Genomic DNA, 14,584 nt, shown 5'->3' with positions numbered 1-14,584 from the left:
GCCTCGCGAGGACCTCAGCGATCCTCCGGCGGGACGGGGTCAGCCGGTGCGTTCCGCCGGGGCTTCGCCGGCCGGTTCGGGGGCGCGGTGCTCGTAGGGGGTGCTCAGCACGACCGTGGTGCGGGTCGAGACGTTGGCCGAGGCCCGGATCTGCTGCAGCAGGTCTTCGAGCGCCACCGGCGAGGCCACGCGGACCTTCAGGATGTAGCTTTCGTCACCCGCCACGCTGTGGCACGCCTCGATGGCCGTCAGGTGCGCCAGCCGGTCCGGGGCGTCGTCGGGGGCGGCGGGGTCGATCGGCTTGATCGACACGAACGCGGTCATCGGCAGCCCGACGGCGTCGTGATCGATGATCGCTGCGTATCCGCGGACGACTCCTCGCTTCTCGAGCCTGCGTACGCGCTGGTGCACGGCCGAGACCGAGAGCCCGGTCTCCCTGGCCAGATCGGTGAAGCTCATGCGGCCGTCGCGGGCCAGCAGCGTGACGATCCGGCGGTCGATTTCCTCCACCGGTCAAAGGTAGCCGGTCATGGTCACGACATGGTCCCGACCGGGGTGACGCCCCTGCGGATGGCGTGCTCCATCAGCGTGATGAGCACCTCCCTGCCGGAGTCGCGCCTGCGGGCGTCGCAGAGCACGATCGGGATGTCCGGCTCCAGGCTGATCGCCGAGCGCACCTCTCCGACGGTGAAGGGCCTGCTGCCGTCGAAGCAGTTGAGCGCCACGACGAACGGCTGGTCGCGCTTCTCGAAATAGTCGACGGAGGGGAAGCAGTCGTCGAGGCGGCGGGTGTCGGCCAGCACCACGGCGCCGAGCGCGCCCACGGCCAGCTCGTCCCAGACGAACCAGAACCGTTCCTGGCCGGGGGTGCCGAACAGGTAGAGCATGTAGTCGTTGCGGATCGTGATGCGGCCGAAGTCCATGGCCACGGTGGTGGTGAGCTTGCGCTCGACGCCCGCGAGGTCGTCGATGTGCGCCCCGATATGGGTGAGCGCCTCTTCCGTGCGCAGGGGCCGGGTCTCGGACACGGCTCCGACCATGGTGGTCTTTCCCGCGCCGAAGCCCCCGGCGATCAGAATCTTGATCGCCGTGGGAAGCCGCCAACGGTCAGTGTGACCGAATTCCATCCAGCACCGCCTGTACCTCTCCCGCGCATGCACAACCCCGCCCCTGTGGTGCCGTGGTCAGTGGTACCTGTCAAGGCGCGTTGAGGAGGTCGATCCACATGCCTGGCATCGAGACACCCTAGCAACGCCACATTTTCCTCTCAAGCCGCAAGCTTTTACAAGAAACAAAATGTCACGGTTTGTTGCCTATAACACCCTTATTCGCCGATACTGCCGGGCTGGTGTCAAGCTCGCCTGTCAAGGAATCCGACAAGTCTTTTACGCTGTCCGGTCGAAGTCCGAAATTCCGTTGATGCCGGCGGTGAAGCCGATCTGTCGTCGCAGGTAGGTGGCGGTACGCGGGCTGCGCTCGCGTACCGGCTCGATGAGGTCCGCGGCCTCGCGTGCCAGCCCGGCCATCGCCTCCCTCACCTCGGTGCTGCTGACGCCGAGCGACAACACGTTCAGGTCGCCCCAGCTCACGTCCTTGCGGTAGGAGGTGACGTCGCCGAGCAGGTGCAGGTAGCGCTGGACCAGCCTGCTGACGTCCCGCAGGTCCTCCAGGTGCGCCCTGGCCCAGCGGTCGGCGGTGTAGATCCAGTGCGACAGGTCGACGAAGCACGAGCCGCGGCTGTCGGCGTTGTCGAGGTAGCGCTCCAGCGTCGGCACGGCGTTCCTGTCGCGCCACACCCACGCCCTGACCATGCACGTCAGCATCCTGGCGAGCTGGTCGCGCCAGAGCCACCGCAGCTCGCCGAACTCCCCGGCCGTGGCCAGTTCGTCCCGCAGGTCGGCGAGGAAACGGGTGGCCGCCGACCGGGGCACGGCTCCGTCGGCGACGGACAGGCACTCGCGGACCACGCGGCCGGCCTGCTCACGGGTGATCGCGGTGTGGTTGACCAGCCGGTCGACGGCCATCACCCACAACGCGGCCCTGTTGGCCACCTTCAGGCGGTCGGCGCTGGCCCAGGGCGCGCTGAAGGCCATGGTGAGGGTGAGGGCGTCGTAACACCCCGCGTCGAAGGCCGCCGCGGGGAACAGCCCGCTGTACATCTCCGCGCACCGTCGCAGGTCTCTGCCGCATTCGGCGGCCAGCGCGCACGTCCGCCCGAGCTCGAACGCCTCGTCCAGCTCGTCGTCGCGCATCCTAGGGCCGCTCGATCGGCTCGCGGATCATGGGCGACGACCCCCAATATCCGGCTCTGTGCTGTTACCGAATTGTTTCATGATCGTGCGCGTACGATCAAGGTATCAGCAGCGTGACCGATCAGCCCGCTCCGATATCTGCGGGCGACACTCCCCTGGCCGGCCCCAGCCCGGCGGAGGACCCCGGGCGCCCTCCGCCCTGGGCGAAGACCCGGGCAGGTCTAGCCGTCCAGGCGTCCCCAGGCCACGGTGGCGTCGTCGTGCGGCTTGCCCGACACCGGCCCGCGGGCCGACTCCAGCTCCCGCACGGCCGCGATCAGCGCGGCGGGCCCCCTGTCGGCCAGCGCTGCCGGCACGTCCGACCAGCTCCATCCGTACCAGTCGACGAGCCGCGCCACCCCGTCGGTGAGCACGGCCGCCCCGGTGGCGGTCACCGCCCCGCACACGCTCTCCCTGGCCGCCTCGGGGCGCGCGCCCGCCACCCAGAAGCCGCCGGGCGCGTTGCGCATCCGCCGCACCAGCTCCAGCGAGTACGGCCGCCCGCCCGGCAACCGCTCCAGCCGGTCGTCGACCACCGCCATGACCCCGCCATCGGCCAGGGAGCACACGACCGGCGAATCCCCCAGCACGAGGTAGTCGACCCGCCCCCGATCCGCCCGCACCATCGCCACCGTCGAGGACGGCGAATCGGGGTTGCCCAGGTCGCAGCCACCGCCGTGGGCCGCCGCCAGCTCCTCGATGGAGGCTTCCAGGATCGCGGCCAGCGCGTCGCCCTGGCCGGTGGCCAGCCGCGCCGCCAGCGCTCCCCCGAGCCGCGCCACGAGCCACGGGACGTCGTGCGCGCACCCGCTGTCCACCCCGGCCGCCGCGGTGGCCCCGTCGAGCACGACGATCCACGACGGCCCGGCGATCACCAGGTCCTCGTTCCTGCGCGGGGAACCGGCGCTGGTGGCGTACGTGACCTCAGAGAACATGGCAGCGACTGTGCCACACCCGCCCGGTCAGCGGGCGGACGGCACGCGCCGGCGCTCCTCGCCGGGGGCGGCGCCGCCCACCGGCCGGGCCCGGATCTCTCTGAGTTCGGCCCGGCTGTCGCGGATGCCGGTGATCAGCACGTACGCGACCAGCAGCAGCCCGAGGCAGAGGGCGTCGGCCGCCCACCAGGGGATCTCGGCGAGCAGCAGGTAGCCGTCGCGGTCGCTCAGCTCCCTGATCACCACCGTGACCACGGCGATCACCACGGTCACCAGTAACCAGGTGCGCAGCCGGGGCAGGCTGCCTTTGCTCCACAGCCGGAGCCGCCAGTTCATGAACACGGCGAGCACGCCGAGCAGCGCGCAGAACCCGATCAGCCACCAGGGCAGGGCGAAGGCGGTCTGGTCGGCGATCTGCTGCTGCGTGGTGCGCAGCTCCGCCTCGGCCTTGCGCTGGGCCGCCACGGCCGCGTCGAGCTCGCGTTCGAGCTGGGCCACGGTCTTCTGCTGCCGCTGGGGCGGCGTGGCGTCCTCCGTCGGCAACATCCGCGCCACGACGGTCAGCATGATCGCGATGAACGACAGCGCGAGCACGATGGCCATGAACAGGTCGATGAAGCGCAGGTCGAGCGGCGGCGCGAACGAGGTGGAGGGCCGCTTCCTCACGGCTCCCTCACCAGGGTGTACTTCTGCGGACGGGTCTCGGCCGCGCTCATCCGCTCGACGGCGGTGCGCAGCGCGTCGAGGCCCTTGACCAGCTCTTCGGTCCTGCCCCTCGTCTGGGCCATCTCCTGCCGGGACTGGGCCAGCTCCTGCGTGAGGCCGTGCATGGCGGGAGCCGCCTGCTTGGCGGGCAGGCGCGCGATGTAGATGAGGAACACGTCGTCGGCGGCCACCACGCTGGCCCGCTCGGACCGCTCGACCAGCGCCATCGCGCCGAACGCGACCACGCTCAGGAACAGCGCGATCAGGGTGACGCCGAACGCCGAGGCCAGCTCGGGCAGCACGTGCTGCTTCAGCGCGTCGATCAGCACGCTGGGGTCGCCCTGGTCGTCCAGGGCGTTGGAGAACGAGGTGACCATTCCGGCCATGGTCAGGGCGGTGCCGATGAACCCGAAGACGGGCAGCGCCCAGATGAGCGCGTGGTCGAGATGGTGCTTGTTGGCCATCTCGCTGTCGTCGAGCGCGGAGCGGGCGCTCAGCACCGCCTCGCAGTCGTTGCCCGCCTCGGCCGCCTCCCTGAACAGGCGCAGCCGGCGCCCCACCAGGGTGTCGTCACCGGGCTTCACCGCCTGCACGTTCGCCACCGCCCGCGCCGTCGCGGCGCTCTCCCGCCGGATGTCGGGCACGGCCCTGACGATCCGGAGAACGGCGGTGAGGAACACCGCGATGATGAGCGTGACCACGAACGCCGCGCCCGCCGGCGCCGTCGTCGCGCCCACGAATGTCAGCAGCGCTCCCACCGCCCCCGACACCAGCAACAGCATCGAGACCATCAGGCTCACCGCCGGCGCGAACGCCGAATGACACCAGCCGTACCTTGACACCCTTCAACTCCACTCCGGCACACAACAAGTCAAAGGAATACCTAAGCACACGTAAAGGAGTCGTAGAGTCACGACTGGCGACCGATTCGCGGGAATCCGGACCGTCGTTCAGACGATCACCAGGTCACGCGGGGTGGTGTTCAGCCGTTCCCCGCCGTTTTCGGTGCAGACCACGATGTCCTCGATCCTGGCGCCGTGCCGCCCCCGCAGGTAGATGCCCGGCTCGACCGAGAACGCGAACCCGGGCTCCATCACCTCGCCGTTGCCGGCGACGATGTAGGGCTCCTCGTGCGTCTCGATGCCGATGCCGTGGCCGGTGCGGTGGATGAAGGCCTCGCCGTAGCCCGCCCCGGCGATCAGGTCGCGGGCCGCGGCGTCGATCGACTCGCAGGGCACCCCCGGCCGCACCGCCGCGCAGGCCGCGTCCTGGGCCCGGCGCAGCACCTCGTAGTAGGCGGCGAAATCGGCGGGCGGCTCGCCCACGCTGTAGGTGCGCGTGGAGTCGGAGCAGTAGCCGTTGTGCAGCTGGCCGCCGATGTCGACCACGACCGGCTCCCCGGCCCCGATCACCCGGTCGGAGACGTCGTGGTGCGGGCTGGCGGCGTTGGGGCCCGAGGCCACGATGACGAAGTCGACGGTCGCGTGCCCGGAGGCCAGGATCGCCTCGGCGATGTCGCGCCCCACCTCGCGCTCGGTGCGCCCGGCCCGCAGGAACTCCGGCACCTGCCGGTGCACCGAGTCGATGGCCTGACCCGCCTCGCGCAGCGCCGCCACCTCGGCCGGCGACTTGCGCATGCGCAGCTCCCGCAGCACGCTCCCGGCCAGCACCTGCTCGGCGTCCGGCAACACCTCGCGGAAACGCAGCGACGACATGGCCCACATGCGGTCGGCCAGGCCCACCCTGGCCACCCGGCCCAGGCGCGCGGCCACGACCGCGTAGGGGTCGTCGGTCTCGTCCCACGCCACGAACTCCAGCCCCAGCCGCGCGGCGGGCGACGCCTCGGCGGCCGGCAGCTCCAGCCTGGGCACCATCATGAAGGCCTCGCCGGAGGCGGGCACCACCAGGCACGTCAGCCGCTCCAGCGGCTTGGCGTCGTAGCCGCTGACGTAGCGCAGGTCGGGACCGGGAGTGAGGAGCAGGGCGTCGAGACCGCTCTTGGCGGTGGCCTCGTGAACGGCGGCAAGGCGGGAGGTGGGATAAAGATCTGAGGACGTCACAGGCCCAAATCTACTCCTGACGGCGCCTCCTAAAATCCGCGAAAAGCTCTCACGACACCGGAAGATGTCGCTACACTCCGCCCCACGTCGCTCACGTAATGTGAGGCCAATTGTCCAGTTCCACTGCGCTTTGAGAGTGAGACCCCATGGTCGACGTCATAGGCGCCGCCGGGCTGCTCGGGCACGGGAGCGACGCCGAGCTGCTGGCGGTACGACTGGCGCACGCCCAGCGGCTGGGCAACATGGGCTGGGCGGAGTGGCACCCGCACACCGGCGAGACCATCTGGTCCGACCAGGTCTACGTGATCTTCGGGCGGGACCCCGCCCTGGGCCCGATCCCGCTGCCCGAGCTGGCCGAGCTCGTCGAACCCGCCGACATGGGCGCGCTCGACCGCCTGCTGTGGTCAGTCGAGCGCGGCTCCGAACCGGTGCAGGCCGAGTTCCGCATCCGCCGCGGAACGGGCTCCGGCGAGCTGCGTGACCTGCGGGTCGTCCTCGAGCCGCTGACCATGCCCGGCGGCCCCGTGGGCATGCACGGCGTCATCCAGGACATCACTGGCCGCCGCCGCGCCGAACGCATGGTCTCCGAATCGCGCCGGCAGCTCCTCGAATCCCGCGAGCAGGCCGCCGAGGAACGCCACGTCATGCTCGCGATGCGCGACGCCGTCCTGCCGGGCCCCGCCGGACGCCTCGACCTGCCGCACGCCAGGATCGCCGTACGCTACGTGCCCGCGGAGAAGAGCGCCAACCTGGGCGGCGACTGGTTCGAGGCCGCTCACGCGCCCGACGGCCGGCTGCTGCTGGCCGTCGGCGACGTCTCCGGCCACGGCCTGCCCGCCATCGCGCGCATGGCCCAGCTCCGCCACGCCCTCGTCGCCCTCGCCATGACCGGCCGGCCCGCCCACCGCCTGCTGGCCTGGCTCAACGAGCTGGTCATGCACCAGGTGAAGGACACCACCGCCACCGCGATCGTCGGCCACCTCGACCCCGGCACGCGGGTGCTCACCTGGAGCCAGGCGGGCAACCTGGCGCCCATCCTGGTGCGCGACGGCGTGGCCAGCCGGCTCGCCCAGCCCCGCGGTGTGCTGCTCGGCGCCGGCTGGCCGGGCCCGTACGAGCCGGCGACCACCCGGCTGCTGCCCGGCGACCTGCTGCTGATGTTCACCGACGGGCTGGTCGAGCGGCGCACCCGCGACATCGACGTCGGCCTCGACCTGGTCATGGCCGCCGCCCGCGACGTGTCCGTCCGCGACCTGGAGTCGGGTCTCGACCGCCTGCTGGCCGACATCGGCGGCCCCAACCCCGAGGACGACGCGTGCCTGCTCGCCGTCGGCGTGCCCGCGTGCGAGGAGGAGCGGTCCGGGTGAGCGGCGAGAGTGCGACGATAGAGGCGTGCTCATGCTTCTGGACACCCCATCGCTCTACTTCCGCGCCTTCTACGGCGTCCCCGAGTCGGTCAAGGGGCCGGACGGCTCGCCCGTCAACGCCGTACGCGGGCTGATCGACATGATCGCCACCCTCGTGCGCGGCCACTCCCCCACCGCGATGGCGGCCACCATGGACGCCGACTGGCGGCCCGCGTTCCGGGTGGCGGCGATCCCGACGTACAAAGCGCACAGGGTCGCCCACGGCGACACCGAGGAGGTGCCCGAGGCGCTCGTGCCGCAGATCGCGGTCATCCAGGAGGTGCTCGACGCGCTCGGCATCGCCCGCCTGGAGTCGCCGGGCTACGAAGCCGACGACGTGATCGGCACGCTCACCCACCAGGCCGCGGGCGCCGTCGACATCGTGACCGGAGACCGCGACCTGTTCCAGCTCGTCGACGACGCGCGCCCCGTACGCGTCCTCTACACCGCCCGCGGGATCCGCAACCTGCAGATCGTCGACGAGGCGTTCGTCACCGCCAAGTACGGCATCCCCGGGCGTGCCTACGCCGACTTCGCGACGCTGCGCGGCGACCCCAGCGACGGCCTGCCCGGCGTCGCCGGCGTCGGCGACAAGACCGCCGCGGCGCTCATCACCCGCTTCGGCTCGCTCGACGCCCTGCTCGAAGCGCTCGACGCGGGCGTCACCGACGGTTTCCCCGCCGGCAGCCGCACCCGCCTGGCCGCGGCCCGCGACTACCTGCGCGCCGCACCCGCCGTCGTCGAGGTGGCCTCCGGCGCGCCGCTGCCGGCGGCCGACCTGACCCTGCCGGCCAAGCCGCGCGACCCCGAGGCGCTCGTCCGCCTGGCCGACCGCCACGGGCTCGACAGCCCGCTCAACCGGCTGCTCGACGCCCTGGGCGGTTAGCTCTCGAGCAGGGCCAGGACGGCCGCCTGGGCGGCGTCGCGCAGGCGGCCGTGCACGAGCACGTTCTCCTCGCGGTCGGTGCGCACCTCGACCAGGCGCGGCCCTTCGCCTCGCAGCGCCTTGGGCAACTCGGTGATCTCGCCCACCAGCGTGTACGGCGTCCCCGTCGCGGCCGCCACATGGCCGAGGTCCACCCCGTGCGGCGTGCCGAAGACCCGCTCGAACGGATCGCGGACCGCCGCCTGGGGCAGCAGCGAGAAGATGCCGCCCCCGTCGTTGTTGACGACCACGAAGCACAGGTCGGGCCGGGGCTCGCGGGGCCCGAGGATCAGGCCGTTCTGGTCGTGCAGGAACGACAGGTCGCCCATCAGCGCGTACGCCGGGCCGTTGTGCGCCAGCGCCGCCCCCATGGCCGTCGACACCAGCCCGTCGATGCCGGAGGCGCCCCTGTTGGCCATCAGCCGGATGCCGCGCCGCGGCCGCATCGCCTGGTCGAGATCGCGGATCGGCATCGAGGAGCCGCAGAACAGCAGGGCTCCGTTGGGCAGCGCGTCGACCAGGTCCCTGGCCAGGCGGGGCTCGCTCGTGCCCGATACGTCGAGCACCTCGTCGAGCGCCGTTCTCGCCGCCTGGTCGGCCTGGCGCCAGGAGTGCAGCCACGTGTCGTCACCGGAGGCCACCGGGATCTCCACGGCCTGCGCCACCTGCGTGGCCGACCTGGTGGGGTCGGGCCAGCGGTCGAGGTCGGGCGCCACGACGATGTGCTCCCCCGCACGCCGCAACCACGACAACAGCGGCCGCGACAACCCGGGACGGCCCAGCGTCACCACCACGTCGGGCAGGTGCGTGTCGGCGAACTCGGGCGTGCCCAGCAGATAGTGGTAGGTGGAGACGGCGTGGTCGCCGTAGCGTCCGCCGCCGTTCGGCTCCGACAGCACCGGCCAGCCCGCCATGCCGGCCGCGGCGACGTAGCGGCGCACGTTGGCGGCTCCGTCGCCGACCACGAGCACGCCGCGTCTGGTCGGCGGGAGGTGCAGGGCGACCGGTGGAGGCGCGACCCTGGCCCGCACCCAGGGGCCGTTGGCGCCGCCGTCGAGCGGCTCGCACCAGGCGGTGTCGCCGTCGGGGATCAGCGGTTCCCTGAAGGCCAGGTTGAGGTGGACGGGCCCAGGCGCGGCCGGGCCCGACGCCCGCTGGTAGGCGCGGCAGGCCAGCGACCGCCAGTAGGCCACCTGGCCCGGCCGGTCCTCCGGCACGCCGACCTCGGCGAACCAGCGGGTGGCGTCGCCGTACAGCTTGATCTGGTCGATCGTCTGGTTGGCGCCGGTGCCCCGCAGCTCGGGCGGGCGGTCGGCGGTGAGCACCAGCAGCGGCACGTCCGCCTCGCCCGCCTCGATCACGGCGGGGTGGAAGTTGGCGACGGCCGTGCCGGAGGAGCAGATCAGCGCCACCGGGCGCTCGGAGCGCTTGGCCAGCCCCAGTGCCAGGTAGGACGCGGAACGCTCGTCGATGCGCACGTGCAGGCGCACCCGCGACTCGGCGTGCAGCGCCAGCGCCAGGGGCGCGGAGCGGGAGCCGGGGGCCAGCACGACGTCGGTCAGGCCGCAGCGCACCAGCTCGTCGATCAGCACCGTGGCCAGCGCGGTAGCGGGGTTCAACGTGACGCCTCCTGCATCCGGCTCAGCCACTGGGGAGAGTCGATTTCATATGCCGACAAATGCTGATAATTCACCGTCGGACGCCGTACGGCCAGCCGCCCGTCCACCGGCACCAGCGAGTCGTCCACGACGTCACCCGACAACAAGGGCATCGTGCCCAGCCCGCACGCGTACGGCAGGGACGGCAGCGCCGCGGCCAGCGCCAGCCCCGCGGCCAGCCCCACCGACGTCTCGACGGCGCTGGAGACCACCGCGGGCAGCCCGCACGCCTCCACCACCTGCAACGCCGCGCGCACCCCGCCCAGCGGCTGCACCTTGACCACCGCGATGTCGGCCGCCTCCGCCGCCTTGACCCGCAGCGGGTCCTCCGCCCTGCGGATCGACTCGTCGGCCGCGATCGGCACGTCGCACGCCCGCCGCACCGCCGCCAGCTCGTCGAGGGTGGCGCACGGCTGCTCGGCGTATTCCAGCCCGAACCGGTCGAGGCGCTTGAGCCGCTGCACGGCCTCGCCGACCTCCCACGCGCCGTTGACGTCGACCCGCAGCCGGCCGGACGGGCCGAGCGCGTCGCGCACGGCCTCGACCCTGGCCACGTCGTCGTCGAACGTCTGGCCCCGCTCGGCCACCTTCACCTTCGCCGTGCCGCAGCTGGAGCGGCGCACCATGTCGTGGGCCCGCACGGGATCGACGGCGGGCACGGTCGTGTTGACGGGCACGCTGTCGCGCACCGGCTCGGGCCAGCCCTCGAAGGCCGCCTCTCGGGCGCAGGCCAGCCAGCGGGCGCACTCGCGCGGGCCGTATTCGGGGAACGGGGAGAACTCGCCCCAACCGGCGGGACCCTGGAGCAGGACCCCTTCCCTGACGGTCTGCCCGCGAAAACGCGTGCGCATCGGGATGCGGAAGACATGGACCCGGTGGTGATCACGGTGGTGATCACGGTGACCTGGCCCGTGCTCGGGCTCCATGGGAGAACGCGTCACGACCCTCCCTGCACTTCTGTCCGACCTGTCGCCACTAACCTTACGAGCATGTGGAGGAACCCGTCGCATCCGGACCGTCCGCTTCACGCCATTGTGCAATCTCCAGGACCTGCCCTGTTCGCGGCGATCCGGGACGCGCTCGCGGGCGACGGCCCGGCCGTGCTCCCCCTTCCGCCCGGCCACTCCGAGGCCGCGCTGGCGACCCTGCGCCCCACCCACGTCAACGGAGCCCTCCAGGCCGGCGGCGAAGGCGTGCCGGGCGACGTCGCGGTCGTCATCGCCACCAGCGGCAGCACCGGCGCCCCCAAGGGGGTGCTGCTCTCGGCCACGGCCCTGCGCACCTCGGCCGCGGCCTCCCTGCGCCGCGTCGAGGCCTCCAAGGGCGAGCGCTGGTTGTGCTGCCTGCCCGTCTCCCACGTCTCGGGGCTGCAGGTGCTCGTGCGCGCCCTGTTGTCCGGGAGCGAGCCGATCATCCACCCGTCGTTCGACCCACACGCGGTCCTCGCCTCCGGCGCCGACCACGTCTCCCTGGTGCCCACCCAGCTGCACCGGCTCGTCGGGCTGGGCGCGGACCTGTCGGTCTTCCGCACGATCCTGCTCGGTGGCGCGGCGCCGCGGCCCGGGCTGCTGGAGCAGGCGAGGGATCTCGGGGCGCGGCTGGTGACGACGTACGGGATGAGCGAGACGTGCGGCGGCTGCGTGTACGACGGCCAGCCCCTTTACAATGTAGATCTCAAGGTCGGCGACGACGGCCTGATCAGGATCGCCGGCCCCGTGTTGTTCTCGGGCTACCGTTTCGGCGGGCCGGCCCCGCTCGAGGGCGGCTGGTTCGTCACCTCCGACCTCGGCGAGCTGACCGGGGGCCGCCTGCGCGTGCTGGGCCGCGCCGACGATGTCATCAACACCGGCGGCGAGAAGGTCGTGGCCGGCGCCGTGACCGCCGTGTTGTGCACGCATCCCGAGGTGGCCGACGCCGCCGTGTTCGGCACGCCCGACCCCGAATGGGGCGAGCGGGTCACGGCCGTCGTCGTTCCCGTCAACCCCGACACACCCCCCACGCTTGCACAATTAACGGCATACTGCCGCGATAGGCTTCCCCCCTATGCCGCCCCACGCGAGCTGCGCCTGGAGCTCCGGCTGCCGCTGTTGCCGAACGGAAAGACCGACCTTGTGCGGTTGAGGGCAGGAACCTGATGAGTTGCGGCTGCGTCAAACCGGGGAAAGGGAGGGAGCCTTCATGGACCAGACCCGCAAGATGTGGGCATCCGTCGCCGTCGTCGGCGTGATCGTGGTCGGAGGCGCCTCCATCGCGGCGGCCGCCTCGGCGGGCAAGCTCTCGCAGGTGGGCGAGGAGACCAGGGCCGTGGTGGAGCAGGCGTCGCCGTCCGGCGGGCCAGAGACCTCCACGTCCGATCCCAGTGGCGATCCCAGTGGCGACCCCACCGGCGACGACGTCGTCGTCTCCCGCGAGGTCAACCCCGATCCCGGCCAGGTCATCGAATACTGGACCGGCGAGCGCATGGAAGACGCCGATCCCATGCCGATGCCCGAGGTCTCGATCGAGGTGGGCGACTAGCGAGCGAGCCGAAGGGGTGGTCCGCCAGAAGAGGCGATCCGCCCCTTTTTCATGACATTCGTCCGCACGGGGGAACAAATGGCGGCGATTGGCGTTATTGATACTGGTGCGCCGTGCGGACGACGAAGCCGCCCCACCACAACCTGCCTGATCGCTTCTACTCCGTACGGAGGAGGTGTCCTCATGCCCAGAACCGCCTTGGCGACCCCGCCCGTGTCTCTCGACCAGTTGCTCGAACGAGGGCGAGCCCAGGGTCACCTATCTCTGGCGGAGCTGCGGGACGCGTTCGGCAAAGCCGGGATCAGCCCCTCTGAGGGCCGCACGATATTGCGTGAGCTGTCAGAGGCCGGCGTGAGCCTGGCCGCCGAGAACGAGCCGTCTCTCAGCACGACCGCCACCCCCACAAAGACCACCCAGAAGAAGGCGGCGACTCCCAAGAAGGCTTCGCGGGCCAAGACTACCGGCCGCAAGGCAGCAGAGGCAAAAATCCTTTCCCCGGCGGACGCGAAGTCCGTCATCCCCCCGGACCCCAAGCCGGAGCACGAGGAGGACGTGCCGGAGGAGATCGAGCTGAGCGCCGAGGACGACGGCGACGCCGTCGACCTCGACGACACCCAGTCGGTCATGGGCGACTCGGTGCACACCTACCTGAAGTCCATCGGCCGCCGCACGCTGCTCACCGCGGCGCAGGAGGTCGAGCTGGCCAGGCGGATCGAGGCCGGCCTGTACGCCGAGTACAAGCTCGAGACCCAGCCCGATCTGCCGCCCGCCGCGCGGGAGGACCTGCGCCTGGTCGTCGAGGACGGCAAGCAGGCCAAGGACCACATGCTGGAGGCCAACCTGCGCCTGGTCGTGTCGGTGGCCAAGAAGTACACCGACCGCGGCATGTCGCTGCTCGACGTGGTCCAGGAAGGCAACCTGGGGCTCATCAGGGCGGTGGAGAAGTTCGACTACACCAAGGGCTTCAAGTTCTCGACGTACGCCATGTGGTGGATCAGGCAGGCCATCCAGCGCGGCTTCGCCGACTCGGCGCGGACGATCCGGCTGCCGGTGCACGTGCTGGAGATGTTGTCCAAGCTGTCACGCATCGAGCGCGACATGCACCAGCGCCTGGGACGCGAGCCCACCCCCGAGGAGCTGGCGGTCGAGCTGGACAAGACCCCGGACCAGATCGAGGAGCTGCTGCGCACCAGCCGCCAGCCGATCTCGCTGAACGCGACGATCGGCGAGGACGGCGAGACCACGATCGGCGACCTCATCGAGGACGTCGACTCCCCCGAGGCGTCGGAGATCGTCGACCGCCAGCTGCTGGGCGACCAGCTGCGCGGCGTGCTCGACAACCTCTCACCGCGCGAGTCGAAGATCATGGCACTGCGCTTCGGCCTGGTGGACGGCAAGCCGCACACGCTGGACGAGATCGGCAGGCACCTGGGGCTGACCCGGGAGCGGATCCGCCAGCTGGAGAAGGAGTCGCTGTCCAAGCTGCGCCACCCGAGCAACACCCGCCCGCTGCTCGACTGGGCCAGCTGACAACGGAGCCCCGGCACACCACGTGCCGGGGCTCTCGTTTCCTGGACGCCTGGTGACCGGCGCTCAGACGGTGGCGGGCACCGGGCGCGGCACCCGCGGGATGCCCCACATCCGGTTGTCCTCGCGCAGCGTGCGCAGGCGCTCGACCTGTGCCGTCCACATGGCCCCCGCGGGGGTCGCCTTGGCCTTGCGGCGCGCGATCCGGTCGTCGTAGGCCTTCACCCCGAACGTGGCCCGCTGCCCCGCCTCCGCGGCCCGCAGCGTGTCGGTCAGCGCCCGGTCGAGCGCCTGGCCCGCGGCCAGCAGCTCGATCTCGTCGGCCGCCGAGGCCTGCAGCTCGCGCAGCGTCCGCTCGGCCTCGCGGGCCTTCTCGAGCAGCTCGGGGAAGCTCCTGGAGATCTCCTGGTCCGCGTGGAAGCGAACCTCGGCCTCCCGGCTCACCCGCGGACGGAAAAACGCCATCGACTCGGCCCCTTCACGCTGTCGTCATTCGTTCCGACGCTTAGCGTACGCCGTCCCGCGACACGTGCGGAAATCGGCCAGGAGCGAGCGCCTTT

15 protein-coding genes are annotated in these 14,584 nt (G+C 71.5%); 5 read left to right on the top strand and 10 right to left on the bottom strand.

All coding sequences use genetic code 11. The features are described 5' to 3' along the window. Positions 1-39: 39 nt before the first annotated feature. From ACTWPV_RS17895 to ACTWPV_RS17865, 7 genes are all read right to left on the bottom strand, one after another. Complete coding sequence (locus ACTWPV_RS17895; RefSeq protein WP_443152622.1) at positions 40-510, bottom strand: Lrp/AsnC family transcriptional regulator; 471 nt, start codon at positions 508-510, stop codon at positions 40-42. Between the two features lie 23 nt (positions 511-533). Then, positions 534-1,127, bottom strand: coding sequence for a GTP-binding protein (locus ACTWPV_RS17890; RefSeq protein ID WP_443152621.1), 594 nt, complete (start codon positions 1,125-1,127; stop codon positions 534-536). Positions 1,128-1,385: 258 nt separating this feature from the next. Then, positions 1,386-2,252 (bottom strand): terpene synthase family protein, encoded by an 867-nt coding sequence (locus ACTWPV_RS17885; RefSeq protein ID WP_443152620.1) that lies wholly within the window; start codon positions 2,250-2,252, stop codon positions 1,386-1,388. Positions 2,253-2,473: 221 nt separating this feature from the next. Continuing rightward, positions 2,474-3,226 (bottom strand): protein phosphatase 2C domain-containing protein, encoded by a 753-nt coding sequence (locus tag ACTWPV_RS17880; protein ID WP_443152619.1) that lies wholly within the window; start codon positions 3,224-3,226, stop codon positions 2,474-2,476. Positions 3,227-3,253: 27 nt separating this feature from the next. Then, positions 3,254-3,892 (bottom strand): hypothetical protein, encoded by a 639-nt coding sequence (locus ACTWPV_RS17875; RefSeq protein ID WP_443152618.1) that lies wholly within the window; start codon positions 3,890-3,892, stop codon positions 3,254-3,256. Continuing rightward, positions 3,889-4,722 carry a hypothetical protein gene (locus ACTWPV_RS17870; RefSeq protein WP_347645071.1) on the bottom strand — a complete coding sequence of 278 codons (834 nt, stop codon included), beginning with the start codon at positions 4,720-4,722 and terminating at the stop codon, positions 3,889-3,891. Before ACTWPV_RS17870 ends, ACTWPV_RS17875 begins: the two co-directional genes overlap by 4 nt. A gap of 159 nt (positions 4,723-4,881) precedes the next feature. Next, positions 4,882-5,991, bottom strand: coding sequence for a M24 family metallopeptidase (locus ACTWPV_RS17865; RefSeq protein WP_443152617.1), 1,110 nt, complete (start codon positions 5,989-5,991; stop codon positions 4,882-4,884). A gap of 146 nt (positions 5,992-6,137) precedes the next feature. On the opposite strand from ACTWPV_RS17865, the gene ACTWPV_RS17860 reads away from it, so the two are divergent. Beyond that, positions 6,138-7,358, top strand: a complete 1,221-nt coding sequence (locus tag ACTWPV_RS17860) for a PP2C family protein-serine/threonine phosphatase (protein ID WP_443152616.1) — start codon at positions 6,138-6,140, stop codon at positions 7,356-7,358. 31 nt (positions 7,359-7,389) lie between these two features. Next, a complete protein-coding gene (locus tag ACTWPV_RS17855; protein ID WP_443152856.1) occupies positions 7,390-8,283 on the top strand; it encodes a 5'-3' exonuclease in 894 nt (297 codons plus the stop codon). Here the strand turns inward: ACTWPV_RS17855 and menD are convergent. Further along, on the bottom strand, positions 8,280-9,941 hold the full coding sequence (gene menD / locus ACTWPV_RS17850) for a 2-succinyl-5-enolpyruvyl-6-hydroxy-3-cyclohexene-1-carboxylic-acid synthase (RefSeq protein WP_443152615.1): 1,662 nt from the start codon (positions 9,939-9,941) through the stop codon (positions 8,280-8,282). The two genes, ACTWPV_RS17855 and menD, sit on opposite strands and share 4 nt — an antisense overlap. Continuing rightward, complete coding sequence (locus ACTWPV_RS17845; protein ID WP_443152855.1) at positions 9,938-10,831, bottom strand: o-succinylbenzoate synthase; 894 nt, start codon at positions 10,829-10,831, stop codon at positions 9,938-9,940. The genes menD and ACTWPV_RS17845 overlap by 4 nt, the downstream gene beginning before the upstream one ends. Before the next feature lie 138 nt (positions 10,832-10,969). Between ACTWPV_RS17845 and ACTWPV_RS17840 the strand changes: the two genes are divergently transcribed. The 3 genes from ACTWPV_RS17840 (at position 10,970) to ACTWPV_RS17830 (ending at position 14,027) form a co-directional block, all read left to right on the top strand. Continuing rightward, complete coding sequence (locus tag ACTWPV_RS17840) at positions 10,970-12,115, top strand: AMP-binding protein (RefSeq protein WP_443152614.1); 1,146 nt, start codon at positions 10,970-10,972, stop codon at positions 12,113-12,115. Positions 12,116-12,158: 43 nt separating this feature from the next. Next, a complete protein-coding gene (locus ACTWPV_RS17835) occupies positions 12,159-12,497 on the top strand; it encodes a hypothetical protein (protein ID WP_443152613.1) in 339 nt (112 codons plus the stop codon). A 183-nt stretch (positions 12,498-12,680) separates the two neighbouring features. Next, positions 12,681-14,027: an RNA polymerase sigma factor gene (locus ACTWPV_RS17830; protein ID WP_443152612.1), complete on the top strand. Its 1,347-nt coding sequence runs from the start codon at positions 12,681-12,683 to the stop codon at positions 14,025-14,027. A gap of 63 nt (positions 14,028-14,090) precedes the next feature. On the opposite strand, the gene ACTWPV_RS17825 is transcribed toward ACTWPV_RS17830, so the two are convergent. Beyond that, on the bottom strand, positions 14,091-14,489 hold the full coding sequence (locus tag ACTWPV_RS17825; RefSeq protein ID WP_443152611.1) for a hypothetical protein: 399 nt from the start codon (positions 14,487-14,489) through the stop codon (positions 14,091-14,093). Positions 14,490-14,584 lie beyond the last annotated feature (95 nt).

It is taken from the genome of Nonomuraea sp. KM88, assembly GCF_052245635.1.
GTDB lineage: Bacteria > Actinomycetota > Actinomycetes > Streptosporangiales > Streptosporangiaceae > Nonomuraea.
The sequence above is the reverse complement of the archived record's forward strand: the minus strand, read 5'-3'. Positions and strand labels throughout refer to the sequence as shown.

What these genes read in the sequence shown, in the direction of transcription:
- ACTWPV_RS17860 (WP_443152616.1), top strand. Translation starts at nt 6,138, where the DNA reads ATGGTCGACGTCATAGGCGCCGCCGGGCTGCTCGGGCACGGGAGCGAC.
- ACTWPV_RS17840 (WP_443152614.1), top strand. Translation starts at nt 10,970, where the DNA reads ATGTGGAGGAACCCGTCGCATCCGGACCGTCCGCTTCACGCCATTGTG.
- ACTWPV_RS17845 (WP_443152855.1), bottom strand. Translation starts at nt 10,831, where the DNA reads ATGCGCACGCGTTTTCGCGGGCAGACCGTCAGGGAAGGGGTCCTGCTC.
- ACTWPV_RS17835 (WP_443152613.1), top strand. Translation starts at nt 12,159, where the DNA reads ATGGACCAGACCCGCAAGATGTGGGCATCCGTCGCCGTCGTCGGCGTG.
- ACTWPV_RS17885 (WP_443152620.1), bottom strand. Translation starts at nt 2,252, where the DNA reads ATGCGCGACGACGAGCTGGACGAGGCGTTCGAGCTCGGGCGGACGTGC.
- ACTWPV_RS17880 (WP_443152619.1), bottom strand. Translation starts at nt 3,226, where the DNA reads ATGTTCTCTGAGGTCACGTACGCCACCAGCGCCGGTTCCCCGCGCAGG.
- ACTWPV_RS17825 (WP_443152611.1), bottom strand. Translation starts at nt 14,489, where the DNA reads ATGGCGTTTTTCCGTCCGCGGGTGAGCCGGGAGGCCGAGGTTCGCTTC.
- ACTWPV_RS17855 (WP_443152856.1), top strand. Translation starts at nt 7,390, where the DNA reads ATGCTTCTGGACACCCCATCGCTCTACTTCCGCGCCTTCTACGGCGTC.
- ACTWPV_RS17830 (WP_443152612.1), top strand. Translation starts at nt 12,681, where the DNA reads ATGCCCAGAACCGCCTTGGCGACCCCGCCCGTGTCTCTCGACCAGTTG.
- ACTWPV_RS17890 (WP_443152621.1), bottom strand. Translation starts at nt 1,127, where the DNA reads ATGGAATTCGGTCACACTGACCGTTGGCGGCTTCCCACGGCGATCAAG.
- ACTWPV_RS17870 (WP_347645071.1), bottom strand. Translation starts at nt 4,722, where the DNA reads ATGGTCTCGATGCTGTTGCTGGTGTCGGGGGCGGTGGGAGCGCTGCTG.